General features: G+C 65.8%; 11 protein-coding genes. 10 read left to right on the top strand and 1 reads right to left on the bottom strand.

From position 1 onward, the window contains the following. Positions 1 to 376 (bottom strand): DUF819 family protein (locus tag ABD024_RS02870; protein WP_343849421.1); only part of this gene is annotated, 376 nt, incomplete at its 3' end. A gap of 161 nt (positions 377 to 537) precedes the next feature. Here ABD024_RS02870 and ABD024_RS02865 point away from each other — a divergent pair. The 10 genes from ABD024_RS02865 (at position 538) to ABD024_RS02820 (ending at position 13089) form a co-directional block, all read left to right on the top strand. Beyond that, on the top strand, positions 538 to 2064 hold the full coding sequence (locus ABD024_RS02865; RefSeq protein WP_343849419.1) for a transglutaminase-like domain-containing protein: 1527 nt from the start codon (positions 538 to 540) through the stop codon (positions 2062 to 2064). Positions 2065 to 2160: 96 nt separating this feature from the next. After that, on the top strand, positions 2161 to 5139 hold the full coding sequence (locus tag ABD024_RS02860; RefSeq protein ID WP_343849417.1) for a TonB-dependent receptor: 2979 nt from the start codon (positions 2161 to 2163) through the stop codon (positions 5137 to 5139). Between the two features lie 118 nt (positions 5140 to 5257). After that, positions 5258 to 6559, top strand: coding sequence for a diaminopimelate decarboxylase (lysA, locus tag ABD024_RS02855; RefSeq protein WP_343849415.1), 1302 nt, complete (start codon positions 5258 to 5260; stop codon positions 6557 to 6559). After that, the gene (locus ABD024_RS02850; RefSeq protein ID WP_343849412.1) at positions 6556 to 7770 is read left to right on the top strand and encodes a dipeptidase; all 1215 of its coding nucleotides are present in this window, start codon (positions 6556 to 6558) and stop codon (positions 7768 to 7770) included. Before lysA ends, ABD024_RS02850 begins: the two co-directional genes overlap by 4 nt. Then, entirely contained in the window at positions 7754 to 9325 is a 1572-nt protein-coding gene (locus ABD024_RS02845; protein ID WP_343849410.1) for a serine hydrolase, read from the top strand. Before ABD024_RS02850 ends, ABD024_RS02845 begins: the two co-directional genes overlap by 17 nt. Further along, positions 9325 to 10044 (top strand): M15 family metallopeptidase, encoded by a 720-nt coding sequence (locus ABD024_RS02840; protein ID WP_343849408.1) that lies wholly within the window; start codon positions 9325 to 9327, stop codon positions 10042 to 10044. The genes ABD024_RS02845 and ABD024_RS02840 overlap by 1 nt, the downstream gene beginning before the upstream one ends. A gap of 28 nt (positions 10045 to 10072) precedes the next feature. Further along, positions 10073 to 11122, top strand: a complete 1050-nt coding sequence (locus ABD024_RS02835) for a serine hydrolase domain-containing protein (protein WP_343849406.1) — start codon at positions 10073 to 10075, stop codon at positions 11120 to 11122. A 5-nt stretch (positions 11123 to 11127) separates the two neighbouring features. Further along, positions 11128 to 11904 carry an N-acetylmuramoyl-L-alanine amidase gene (locus ABD024_RS02830; RefSeq protein WP_343849404.1) on the top strand — a complete coding sequence of 259 codons (777 nt, stop codon included), beginning with the start codon at positions 11128 to 11130 and terminating at the stop codon, positions 11902 to 11904. Positions 11905 to 12115: 211 nt separating this feature from the next. Then, positions 12116 to 12784, top strand: coding sequence for a hypothetical protein (locus tag ABD024_RS02825; RefSeq protein ID WP_343849402.1), 669 nt, complete (start codon positions 12116 to 12118; stop codon positions 12782 to 12784). After that, entirely contained in the window at positions 12781 to 13089 is a 309-nt protein-coding gene (locus tag ABD024_RS02820; RefSeq protein WP_343849400.1) for a hypothetical protein, read from the top strand. Before ABD024_RS02825 ends, ABD024_RS02820 begins: the two co-directional genes overlap by 4 nt. The last annotated feature ends 23 nt before the right edge of the window (positions 13090 to 13112 follow it).

Raw genomic sequence — 13112 nt, 5'->3', positions numbered from 1 at the left:
CGTTGCCGGGCAGCCAGTGGCGATAGATCAGGTAGGTGCCGATGAAGGCCACGAACAGGCTCAGCGAGGTGCAGGCGAACACGCCCAGCACGCGCGGGCCGAGCCGCCAGATCGCGCGCAGGTCGCAGTTGATCATCAGCAGGAACAGCAGCGCCGGCACCATGTGCGACACCAGCATCGACTGCGCCGCCTTGATCTCCACGTTGACCTGCCACAACCCGGAAACCGCCAGCGCGGTGACCAGCAGGTAGGTCAGCACGATCGGCGGCAGCACCGAAAACACCTTCCAGCCGAAGCGGCGTTCCACCGCCGGAAACAAGCCGGCGATCAGCAACATCAGCGCCAGGTAGGGCCAGACCGTGTGGATCACATGCATCCCCTCGTGGATCGTTCGCGGGCATTCGCAGGCTGGTTGGCGTCCACCATCAAGGAATAGCTGATTCTTACAAACTTCCGTTGAAGCATAAATTATTGACCGGCATTTGCAAGCGTGTTACACAACGGTTTCAGGGGATTCGTTGCAGGGGATGTTTGTCGATGGATACGTTGCTGCCTGTCGCACCGGGAATACGCCGTCAGGCACGTGGCCTGCGCGTCGTCGTGTCCCTGTTCGCCCTGCTGCTCGTCGCACCGTTTGCATCCGCCGGCAACGGCACTGACGGCAACGCCGTTGCCCCCATCATCGCCCAGATCGACGCCGGCCACTTCAAGGCCGCCGACACGGCGATCACCGGCGCCATGGCACAGCCCGGCCTGTCCACCGACACGCGCAACGTGCTCGCGTTCCAGCGCGAACGCATGCGCCGCATCCTGCTCGACTTCACCCTGAGCGCCGACGACGTCCAGGCGCGCGTGCGCAAGCAGATTCCCGACCTCAGTGACGCCGAGTTCGCGAAGTGGAACGCGGCCGGCCTGTTCGAGCACCAGGTCATCGACGGCAAGACGCTGTACTTCAAGCGCTCGCCCGCCAACCTGTTCCGGCTCAGCCCCGAAGCGCTGGCACGGCGCGCGGTGCAGACGCCCTTCGTCGAAGGCCCGATGGAAGCACTGAACGACCACCAGCGCGCGATCTACAAGGCCGCGCTGGTCGAACACCGCAGCAGCGTGCTGCCGCGCCGCCTGCGCATGACGCAGACGCTGACCGTCGACGCCGACGCCGTGCCCGCCGGCGAGACCGTGCGCGCCTGGATTCCGTACCCGCGCGCGGTGCCGGGCCAGCAGGAAGACATCCGCTACGTCGCCAGCGTGCCGGCCAAGCACCAGATCGCGCCCGAGTCGGCGCTGCAGCGCACGGCGTACCTGGAGAAGCCCGCGGTGGCCGGGCAGAAGACGGTGTTCTCGGTCAGCTACGAGCTGACCTTGTCCGCGCAGTACCACGCGATCGATCCGGACCAGGTGCAGCCGGCAACCATCACGCCGGAACTGGCCCCGTTCGTGGCCGAACGCGCACCGCACATCGTATTCACCGACGCGATGCGCAAGTTCTCGCACGACGCGGTCGGCGACGAGAAAAATCCTTATCGCATCGCGCAGAAACTGTTCGCCGCGGTCGACCGCATCCCCTGGGCCGGCGCGCGCGAATACTCCACCATTTCCAACATCAGCGACTACGCACTGCACGCCGGTCACGCCGACTGCGGCCAGCAGACCCTGCTGCTGATGACCCTGCTGCGCCTCAACGGCATCCCCACGCGCTGGCAATCGGGCATGGTCTATTCCGACGACGGCAGCCATTACAGCAACATCCACGACTGGGGTTACCTGTACCTGGCGCCCTACGGCTGGGTGCCGATGGACGTCACCACCGGCCGCCTGCATCCGATCGCGTCGGACGACAAGGCGCTGGAGTGGTTCTACCTCGGTGGCCTCGATAACTACCGCATCGCGTTCAACGACGATTTCTCGCGCAGCTTCCAGCCGTCCAAACGGCACTTCCGTTCCGACGACGTGGACTCGCAGCGCGGTGAGGCCGAATGGCGCGGCGGCAACCTTTACTTCGACCAACTGGACTACGACTTCGACTGGCAGGTTCTGCCAGCGGCGCAGGGACGCAGCGGCAAATAACCAACTGGCAGCTTTTCATAAACATGGCATCGACGGCGTCGATGGGGAGATGGGGAAATGAGCAACACCCGGACATTGCGCAGGACCGTACTTTGCATGGCGCTCGGCCTCGGCCTGGCGTCGTTGGCTGGGGGTCCCGTGCTGGCCCAGGCCGTCACCGGTGCCGTGGCGGGGCGCGCCGACGCCGGCGCGCAGATCACCGTCACCAATACCGCGACCGGGCAGGCCCGCTCCGTCACGGTCAACGCCGACGGCACCTATCGAGTGGCCCAACTGCCGGTAGGCGATTACAGCCTCCAGGTCCTGCGCGGCGGCCAGACGGTCGGCACGCCGATTTCGGTTGCCGTCTCGCTGGGCGGCACCACCACCGTCAACCTGGGCAGCAGCGGCAACGTGACCAACCTGGCGTCGGTCCAGGTCGTGGGCTCGCAGGTAGTCAACCGCGTTGACGTGTTCTCCACCGAATCGGCCACCAACATCACCCGTGCAGATCTGGCGCGCTTGCCGGTGGATCAGAGCGTGGGGGCGGTCGCGCTGCTGGCGCCGGGCGTGATTGCCTCGGGGGCCACCTTCGGCGGCATCAGCTTCGGCGGCTCGTCGGTGGCCGAGAACGTCGTCTACATCAATGGCCTCGACGTGACCGATCCGTATCGCCGCCAGGGTTTTTCCTCGGTGCCGTTCGCGTTTTTCGAGGAATTCCAGGTCAAGACCGGTGGCTATTCGGCGGAGTTCGGCCGCAGCACGGGCGGCGTCATCAACGCCGTGACACGCTCCGGCGGCAACGACTTCCATTTCGGCGCGGAAACGACGTTGGAACCGTCGTCGTGGGCATCGGCGAAAAAGGACCACTTCCATAGCGACGGCACCATCGACGAGCGGGACCGTACCAGCCGCGACGTGAACCCGTTCTACAAGGCCAACGTGTGGGCGTCCGGCGCCATCGTGAAAGACAAGCTGTTCTTCTTCGGCATGTACGAACGGCGCGACGCCAGGCCGCAGGACATCGACACGACCCAGGCTTGGAAAACCAAGAACGCCAACAATTTCTGGGGCGCCAAGCTCGACTGGCACATCAACGATAACCACCTGCTGGAACTGCTGGCCTTCTCCGACAAGGCCGAGTCGGCCACCAGCAATTACCGCTACACCTGGGACAACGCCAAGTTCGGCGACAAACTGGGCGAAAGCACTTCGGGTTCCGGCGGCGACAACGGCTCGCTCACCTATACCGGTCATTTTGGCGACAATTTCGTCGCCAAGGCGATGTACGGCGTGAACAAGCGCAGTGCCACTGGCGGCAGCGTGTCGGACGCCGATTGCAGCAAGGTCTACCGCGACAGCAGCTACACCGCCTTGTTCGGGGAACGGACTGTGCAGGAAGGCTGCCACCCGACCAACGACAGCATCAGCAGCCGCTTCGACAAGCGCAAGGCGATGCGCCTCGACTTCGAATGGACCCCGCTGGACAATCACCTGCTGCGCTTCGGCCTGGACCAGGAGGTCATGGATTCCAACAGCTCCACGGTATATCCGGGCGACGGCGTCAGCTACACGGTGCTTGGCATGCCCGCGACTGCCACTGATGACGAACGCGAGCTTCCCGGCGGTGGGGTCGTCGCCGCTGGCACTGCCTACGTCGACGCGCGCCACTACATCACCGGTGCCCCGGTTTCGACCAAGGCACAGGCCATCTACGTGGAAGACAGCTGGAACGTCACGCCCACCCTGCTGCTGAACCTGGGCGTGCGCGGCGACAAGTTCGAGAACACGCTCGCTTCGGGTGCGACCTTCGCCAAGGCCGATTTCAAGGACATGATCTCCCCGCGCCTCGGCTTCAGCTGGGACGTGAAGGGTGACGGCACGACGAAAGTGTTCGGCAACGCGGGCCGCTACTACATCCCGCTGACCAACAAACTCACCGATTACTTCGGCGGCGGCACCACGGATGAGCACACCTATTACGCGCTCGATGGCTGGACCCAGAAGACCGACCCGGTCACTGGCGGCACCTATCTTTTCCCCCAGCTCGGCGCGCAGCTCGGCCCGGTCAATACCGATGGGAACGTTTCCGCACCCGATGACGTGCGCACCGCGGTCGATCGCGACCTGAAGCAGGTTTTCCAGGACGAGTACATCCTGGGCTTCCAGCAGGCGATCAACCAGACCTGGTCGTATGGCGCGAATGTCACCTACCGCAAGATGACCCGCGCGGTGGAAGACGTGCGCACCAACCATGTCGAGGGATGCGACTGGTACTCCGGCGACTGGCCCATCCTCAACCCGGGCGAAAAGTCCACCTTGTGGTGCCCCGATACCAACAGCTGGGTTACCTTCGACGGTTCGAAGGATGGCTACAAGGCGCTGGGCAGCGGCACCATCATGGGCTACAAGAAGCCGCGGCGTACCTACAAGGCGGTCGAGCTGCAGCTTGATCGCGCATGGGACGGCAAGTGGGCCTTCAATGCCAGCTACATCTGGTCCAAGAGCGAGGGCAACATCGAAGGCCCGGTGAACTCGGATACCGGCTACGCCGACACCAATCTGGTGCAGTACTACGACCACCCGGCCGTCAACGAGCGCTATGGCGTCCTGTTCAACGACCATCGCCACCAGATCAAGCTGCGCGGCAGCTACAAGCTCAACGACATGTGGAGCCTGGGCGGCACGTTCGCAGCCTATTCCGGTGGACCGATCACCGCGTTCGGCGTGCGCTGGCCCAACGACAACCGCAGCGCCGGTGGCCCCAGCGAGTTCAGCGGCGGCGGCTCGGGCTGGCTGTGTCAGGCGAACTGTTCCGACTGGCGGACGCGCGAGATGGTTTACACGGAGCGTGGCGCGTTCGGCCGCATGCCGTGGGTGAAGGACCTGAGCGCCAACATAACCTGGACGTTGCCGGTGAAGGATATCGATCTGAAGGCGCGCTTCTCCATCTACAACCTGCTCAACAGCCAGACGGTCGTCAACGTGCATTCCCGCTACGAGAGCACGCCCGGCACCAAGATGCCCTACTTCGGGCAGGGCACCGTGTGGCAATCGCCGCGCTACATGCAACTGGTCGTGACTTACACGTACTGAGGTTTACTCCCCCAGGCGGCCCGCTCTCGTGGCGGGTCGCCTTTTTTTGCCGGGCACGATTCCACGCGCGTGCGCCGGCAACCCACCTGACGCGGAAACAAGCCACGTGCAGCCGATGATGAAAACGAACGCCGCTACGCCGGCTGCCACCACGGACGCGTCTTCAACGCCAACCTCACACAGCCACTTCGACGGCGTCGACCTGCGACAACTGGCCGAGCGATTCCCCACCCCGTTCCACGCCTACTCCGCCAGCGCGATCCACCAGCGCATCGGCGAGCTGCAGGCGGCACTGGCCGGCCTCGACGCCACCATCTGCTTCGCGGTGAAGGCCAATCCCAACCTCGCCATCCTGCAACTGATGGCGAACGTCGGCGTCGGCGCCGACATCGTTTCGGTCGGCGAACTGCGCCGCGCCCTCAACGCCGGCATGCCGGCCGAGCGCATCGTGTTCTCCGGCGTGGGCAAGAGCGCCGACGAGATCGCCGGTGCGCTCAATGTGGGCATCATGCGTTTCAACGTCGAGTCGCTGGACGAGCTGCACACCCTGCAACGCGTCGCGAAGGCGCAGGATGTGACTGCACGCGCCGCGGTACGCATCAACCCCGACGTGGATGCGCATACCCACGCCAAGATTTCCACCGGCAAGTCCGAGAACAAGTTCGGCGTCAGCATCGACGAGGCCCGTCGCTGGTTCGCCAAACGCAAACAGCTGAGCCACGTGCAGCTCGATGGCCTGCACGTGCACATCGGCTCGCAGATCCTCAGCGTCGAACCGTTCCGCCTCGCGCTGCAGCGGGTCGCCGCGTTCTGGCGCGAGCTCGAACAGGCTGGCCATCCGATCAACAGCATCGATGTCGGCGGCGGACTCGGCGTGTGCTATCGCGCCGGCGTCGATCAGCCGGTGGCCGCGTCCGATTACGTGGACGTGATTCGCGAAGCGCTGGCCGATTACCGCGGCAAGCTGCTGCTGGAACCGGGCCGCTACCTGATCGCCGAAGCCGGCGTGCTGCTGACCCGGGTGATTCGCGTCAAACCCGGCGTCGAACGCAGCTTCCTGGTGCTGGACGCGGCCATGAACGACCTGCAGCGGCCCAGCTTGTACGATGCCTGGCATGACATCGTGCCGGTGACGGATGCATCACGGCCGATGACGACCTACGACATCGTCGGCCCGGTCTGCGAAACCGGCGACACCTTCGCCCGCGGGCGCGAACTGCCCGAGTGCGTGGCCGGCGAGCTGTTGCTGATCAAGGCCACCGGCGCGTACGGTACGTCGATGGCATCCACCTACAACTCGCGACCGCTCGCCGCCGAAGTGTTGCTGCGGCAGGGCCGCTACGCCGTAGTGCGGCGCCGTCAGCACTTCGAGGAAATGATCGCCGGCGAACAGCCGGCGCGGAACTGGGAGACACCATGAACTGTGCCATCCGCCTTGCCATCCTCGCCGCCCTGAGCTTCGCCGGCACGCTGCCCGCACAGGCGCAGCAGGACCCGCCGATCACCATCGACACGCACGTCGACATCCCGTTCGACTACATGGGCGAGCCGCGCTTCGACGTGGGCAAGGACACCCGCCTGCTGGTCGACCTGGGCAAGATGGAACGCGGTGGCCTGAACGCGGCGTTCTTCGTGATCTGGGTGCCGCAGCACCAGCTCGATGCCGCCGGCTACGCCAAGGCGGTGAAACAGGCCAGCCAGAAATACGACGGCATCGGCCGCATGCTGATGATGTATCCCGACCGCATCCGCCTGGCCACCACGCCGGAGCAACTGCTCGCCAACCACAAGGCCGGCCTGCTCTCGGCGACGATCGAGATCGAGAACGCCTATTCGCTGGGCCATGACATCCGCCGCCTGGACGCCGCCTTCGATCGCGGCGCGCGCTCGGTCGGCCTGGTCCATGTCGGCAACAACGACCTGTGCAGCAGCTCGCTGCCCGATACCAAGCACGGCGAGCCGGTGATGAACAGCGCCGGCGACACCGGCATGAGCGATTTCGGCCGCGCCGTGGTGAAACGCGCCAACCAGCTCGGCATGATGGTCGACATCTCGCACGCCTCGGACCACTGCGTGCGCGATGCGCTGAAGGTCTCCAGCACGCCGCTCATCGCCTCGCACTCCGGCGCCCGCGCCGTGCTCGACCATCCGCGCAACCTGCCCGACGACCTGCTGCGCGCGATCGCCGCGAAAGGCGGCGTGATCCAGGCGGTGGCGTACAAGGAATTCCTCAAGCACGATCCCGGCCGCGAAGCCGCCGAGAAGGCGCTGCAGGAACGCGTGGCGAAACAGGCCGGCGAAAAGGAATATGACAGCGACAACGACGACTACCGGCCCGCGATGGAAGCGGGCATGGCCGAGATCCAGAAGCAATACCCGCTGGCCACGCTGGACGACTACGTCAAGCAGATCCGCCACATGGTGGAGATCGCCGGCATCGACCACGTCGGCCTCGCCTCGGACTTCGACGGCGGCGGCGGCATCACCGGCTGGAAGGACGCCAGCGAAACCCGCAACGTCACTGCCGCGCTGCGCAAGGCCGGTTTCAGCGACGCCGACATCGCCAAGCTGTGGGGCGGCAACCTGCTACGCGTATGGAGCGAGGTCGAGCGCCATGCCAACCGTCATTAAGCCGCACCTGCTGCTCGCCGTGGCACTCGGGCTGGGCTGCACGCTCGTTCACGCAGCCACGCCCGGCGTGGAAACCGCCGCCTTCGACAAGATCGTCGACGCCACCGTCGCCCGCTACCAGCTGCCCGGCATCGCCGTGGGCGTGATCGAGAACGGGCAAATCGTCTATACGCGCACCGTCGGCGAAACCGTCGCCGGCTCGGGCCAGAAGATCACTCCGCGGACGCTGTTCAAGATCGCCTCCAACAGCAAGGCGATGACCACTGCCCTGCTCGGCCGGCTGGTCGACCAGGGCAAGCTGCGCTGGGACGATCCGGTCACGAAGTACCTGCCGCAATTCCGCATGAACGACCCGTGGGTCACCGCGAACATGCGCGTGGCCGACCTGCTCACCCACGCCAGCGGCCTGCCCGAGGGCGGCGGCGACCTGATGCTGTGGCCGGAGCCGAACAACTTCACCCGCGAGGACATCATCCACGGCCTGCGCTTCATCAAGCCCGACTACAGCTTCCGTTCGGATTACCAGTACGACAACCTGCTCTACGTGGTCGCCGGCGAAGTCGCCGCCGCCGCGGGCGGTGCGTCCTACGAGACGCTGATGCAGCGCGAAGTGTTCGAGCCGCTGGGCCTGGGCCGCTGCCAGGTCGGCGCGTGGAACCGCGACACCGTGGGCGACGTGGCCACGCCGCATCGCCGCGACAACGGCCGCAACGTGGCGATGTCCGAAGACGCCGCGGTTCCCGCGATCACCTCGGCCGCCGCCGGCGGCATCCGCTGCGACCTCACCGACATGCTGAGCTGGGCGCGCAACTGGCTGGTACCCACGTCGGCACAGCTGAAGTGGCTGTCGCCGGTGCAGCGTGACGTGCTGCAGGCGCCGCACATGCTGATCCCGGTATCCGCGCAGCGCCGTGCCTGGGACAACACGCACGTGATGGCCTACGGCTACGGCTGGCGCATGGCCGACGTCGACGGCCAGTGGAACGTGTGGCACACGGGCACCTTGAACGGCATGTACTCGATGTTGTCCTTGCTGCCGGATCGCAAGAGCGGCTTCGTGCTCATGATCAATGGCGAGGCGGACGATGCGCGCACCGTGCTCAGCGAAGTGCTGATGAAACATTTCACCGCGCCCGACGACACCCGCGACGTACGCTGGTACGCCGACGCGCTGGAGCAACAGGCGAAGCAGCGACCGCCGTCCTCGTCCGCCCCGGACACTTCGGCGCAGCGGCCAGCCAGCACTACCGAACTGGCGCGCTGGAGCGGGCAGTATCGTGACCCGTGGTTTGGCGACATCACTCTGTGCCCGCGCGGTGGAAAGATGCATCTCGCCGCCGCGAAGTCGCCGATGCTGGCCGGCACGGTGATGCGCCTGGGCGACCGCTACCTGGTGGACTGGAACGATCCGGCCGATCTGGATGCCTGGCTGGATTTCCATGCGGCCACCGGCAGCCAGCCGATCACCCTGCGCATGGCCAAGGTCAATCCGTTGGGCGACTTCAGCTTCGACTACGAGGACCTCGACCTCCAGCGCGTCGGTGATTGCCGCTGATGCGCCGCCCGCTCGCGGCCATCGCGCTGTTCGCCGCCATCGGCTGGTCCGCCGGCAGCCTTGCGGAACAGCCACCGGCACTGTCGCCGGCGAAGACCGCCGCCGCGGCGAACCTGGTCGACATCCGCACGCTGGTGCCGGACATCGCCGAGGACATCAAGTACGCCGGCCACGACAACTTCGTCGGTGTGCCGGTGGACGGCTACCGCGCGCCCAAATGTTTCCTGCTGCGCCCGGTCGCCGAGGCGCTGGCCCGGGTCGAACACGAGCTGCGCGCGCAACACCTGCGCCTGAAACTGTGGGACTGCTACCGCCCTGCCCGCGCGGTGGCCAATTTCGTGCGCTGGGCGCACGACCTGAACGACCAACGCACCAAGCCGCGGCACTACCCGGCACTGGACAAGTCGAAGCTGCTCGACGGCTACATCGCCACGGTCTCGGGTCACAGCCGCGGCAGCACCGCCGACCTCACCGTCGAACGTTGCGCCACCGACGGCACGCGCTGCGAGCCGCTGGACATGGGCACCGACTTCGACTTCTTCGACGTGCGCGCGCACACCGACGCTCCCGGCATTACCCCGCAACAACGCGCGAACCGGCAGTTGCTGCGCGGCGCGATGGAACGCGGCGGCTTCCGCAACTACCCGATGGAATGGTGGCACTACACCTTCACGCCGGAGCCCACGCCGCACACGATTTACGACGTACCTGTGCAATGACCGCTGCACGAACAAGAGGAATCCCGCCATGCCAAGACTCTTTGCCGGCCTCGCATTGACCGTGCTGCTCGGCGGCTGCGCCGGCGCCACCAAACCCGTCGATCCGATCGACGCGCTGATGCAGCGCTACACCGGCGACGTTCCCGGCGCTTCGCTGCTGGTGCTCAAGGACGGCAAGCCGATCGTCAACCGCAGCTACGGTCTGGCCAACCTCGAAGACAACGACGACGTCACGCCGGCCACCAACTACCGGCTCGCCTCGGTGAGCAAACAGTTCACGGCGGCGGCGATCCTGTTGCTGGCCGAAGATGGCCAGCTCAACCTCGACGATCCGGTGCGTCATTGGCTGCCTTCGTTGCCGCAGACCACGTCCACCGTCACCCTGCGCCAGTTGCTCACGCACACCGGCGGCCTGGTCGACTACGAAGACCTGATCCCGCCCGGCACGACCGAACAGCTCAACGACAACGACGTGCTGCGCATGCTGTCCGCCACGTCGCAAACCTACTTCGCGCCGGGCAGCGCCTATCGCTACAGCAATACCGGCTACGTGCTGCTGGGCCTGGTGGTGGAGCGGGCCTCGGGCATCAGCCTGCCGCTGTACCTGCAGCAGCGCATTTTCAGTCCGCTACACATGGATCACACCCTGATGTACGTGCGCGGCGGCCCGGACGTGGAACACCGTGCCTATGGCTACAGCGAACAGGACGGCAGCTGGACGCGTACCGACCAGAGCGTCACCAGCGCCACCCTTGGCGATGGCGGCATCTACTCCTCGGTCGAGGACCTGGCGAAGTGGGACGCCGCGCTGTACGACAACCGCCTGCTCAGCGCCGCCTCGCGCCAGCTCGCCTTCGGCGCACACGTGAAAGTCACCGGCGAGCCGTACGAAGCGAGTTACGGGTACGGCTACCGCATCACCGGCGACACGCTGTGGCATTCCGGCGAGAGCATCGGCTTTCGCAACGTGGTCGTGCGCTGGCCGAAGCAGCACCTCACCGTGATCCTGCTCAGCAACCGCAACGATCCGGAGCCGTACCACACCGCGCTGGCGATCGCGCAACCTTACCTGCAGTGAGCGTGATGGATCATCCGTATTCCCTTCCCCGGCTGCTGCGCAGCGCGATCCCGTTACTGCTGCTCGCATTGCTCACCGCCTGCGCGCCGCTGCCACCACGCAACCCGCTGGCGACCTGGGTGGCCTCGCCGAACCACGACGTCCGCCGCCCGGTACTGATCGTGCTGCACTTCACCAACCAGCACTCGGTGCAGGAAAGCCTGGACACCCTGCGCACGAAGAACAGCGGCGGTCCGGTCAGCTCGCATTACCTGGTCGGCGCCGACGGCGACATCTACCAGCTGGTGTCCGATCAGTTGCGCGCGTGGCACGCCGGCCCCGGCCGCTGGGGCACGATCACCGACATCAATTCCGCCTCGATCGGCATCGAGCTGGACAACGACGGCGCCACCCCGTTCGCCCAGCCGCAGATCGACAGCCTGTTGCACCTGCTCGGCGACCTCACCGAACGCCTGCGCATCCCGCGCACGCAGATCATCGGCCATGAGGATTTCGCACCCACCCGCAAGGACGATCCCGGCCCGCTGTTCCCATGGCAGCAACTGGCCGCTGCCGGCTTCGGCCTGTGGCCGCAGGCGCCGCTGGCCGATCCGCCCGCCGGCTTCGACCCGTGGATGGCGCTGGGCTTGGTCGGTTATCCGCTGGACGATCGTGCCGCCACCGTGCGCGCGTTCCACCACCACTTCCGCGGCATGCAGGGCGAAACGCTCGATGCCGAGGACCTGCGCATCCTCTACAACCTGGCGCAGGCGATCGAACGCGGCCAGGCGCCCGTGGACTGAAAGCGGTCACCGGATCGCCAACGGGAATCGACGCTCCATCACCCCTTTCCGTCGGCATCGCGGGGTGACCCATGCATGGATCGCCGGTGCGACCGGAGCAGGCAATCGCCGGCACGGTTGTCAGGCCGGATCAACCTGCCTATTCTGCTGTGATCGCTGCCACCCCTCGGTGCAGCTCCCGCGCATGACGCCATGATGGACGCACCACGAGATGACGGATCTTTCGTGCCCCGCATCGAATGACTCACCCGCCTGGGGATGGGTGGACCTGTTCGTCTGGAAGCTCCTGCCGGAACGTGCCGGTGGGGGCATCCCCTACATACAGCGATTCAAGGATGCATGGGTTCGGCACAACAAGATCCTGATCAAGTCGAATGCGGCGAAGTACGCGATGCCGGCGGAACTGCTTGCCGGGGTTTGCTGGATCGAAGTCGGCGGCGACCCCAGCTCGATCGACGGCATCGCTTTCGATGTCCGCTCATTCGACTGGAGCGGACCCCACTGGGTCGATCAGCACCTGACCGTCACCCATCATCCAGCCAGGACATCGTTCGGAGCGGTCAGCATGCAGCTGCGCACCGCCGCGCAGACCATCGGCATGAACCCGGCGGGCATGTCGACAGCCCACTTGCGCAGCCTGGCTGACTGCCTGCAAAAGGATGTCTTCAACATCGCGATCGTCGCCCGCCACCTGCGCATGCTGATCGATCACGACGGCCTGCAGACGAACCCGCCCGCCCTGGGCATGGATCAGGTCCGCATCGCAGGCGCGAGGTACAACCGCGGCATTGGGCTTTCGCTGGAGCAGATCAGGAAGAACATGAGCTACGGCAACTTCATCGTGAAGTTCTGGCCCCGTTTCAGCGCGTTGCTGCGATGAAGGCGGGCAAGTTCCGCTTCGTCGCGAAGCTGGCCGCCTGGGCGCTGTTTGGCTCGGGCGTATTCGTCTTCATCGCGCTGCCGGACAACAAGTACGCATGGATGCAGCAGATGGACCCGTCGATGGCGCTGCCGCCCGACGACGCTTCCGGCGACCGCGCGATCTTTGCGCTGTTGTTGCTGGCTGCCATCGTCGCCAGCCAGCTGGCGCTGTTGGTGACAGCCGCCCATCGCCGCGAGAAGGCATGGACGGCCGTGCTGGCACTGACCGCCATCGTGCTGTGGTCCTCGCGATTCTGGCGTTAGCGCGGCGTGCCCTGGCACAGCTT

Source organism: Rhodanobacter soli (assembly GCF_039523495.1).
In the GTDB taxonomy this organism is placed as follows: domain Bacteria; phylum Pseudomonadota; class Gammaproteobacteria; order Xanthomonadales; family Rhodanobacteraceae; genus Rhodanobacter; species Rhodanobacter soli.
The sequence above is the reverse complement of the archived record's forward strand: the minus strand, read 5'-3'. Positions and strand labels throughout refer to the sequence as shown.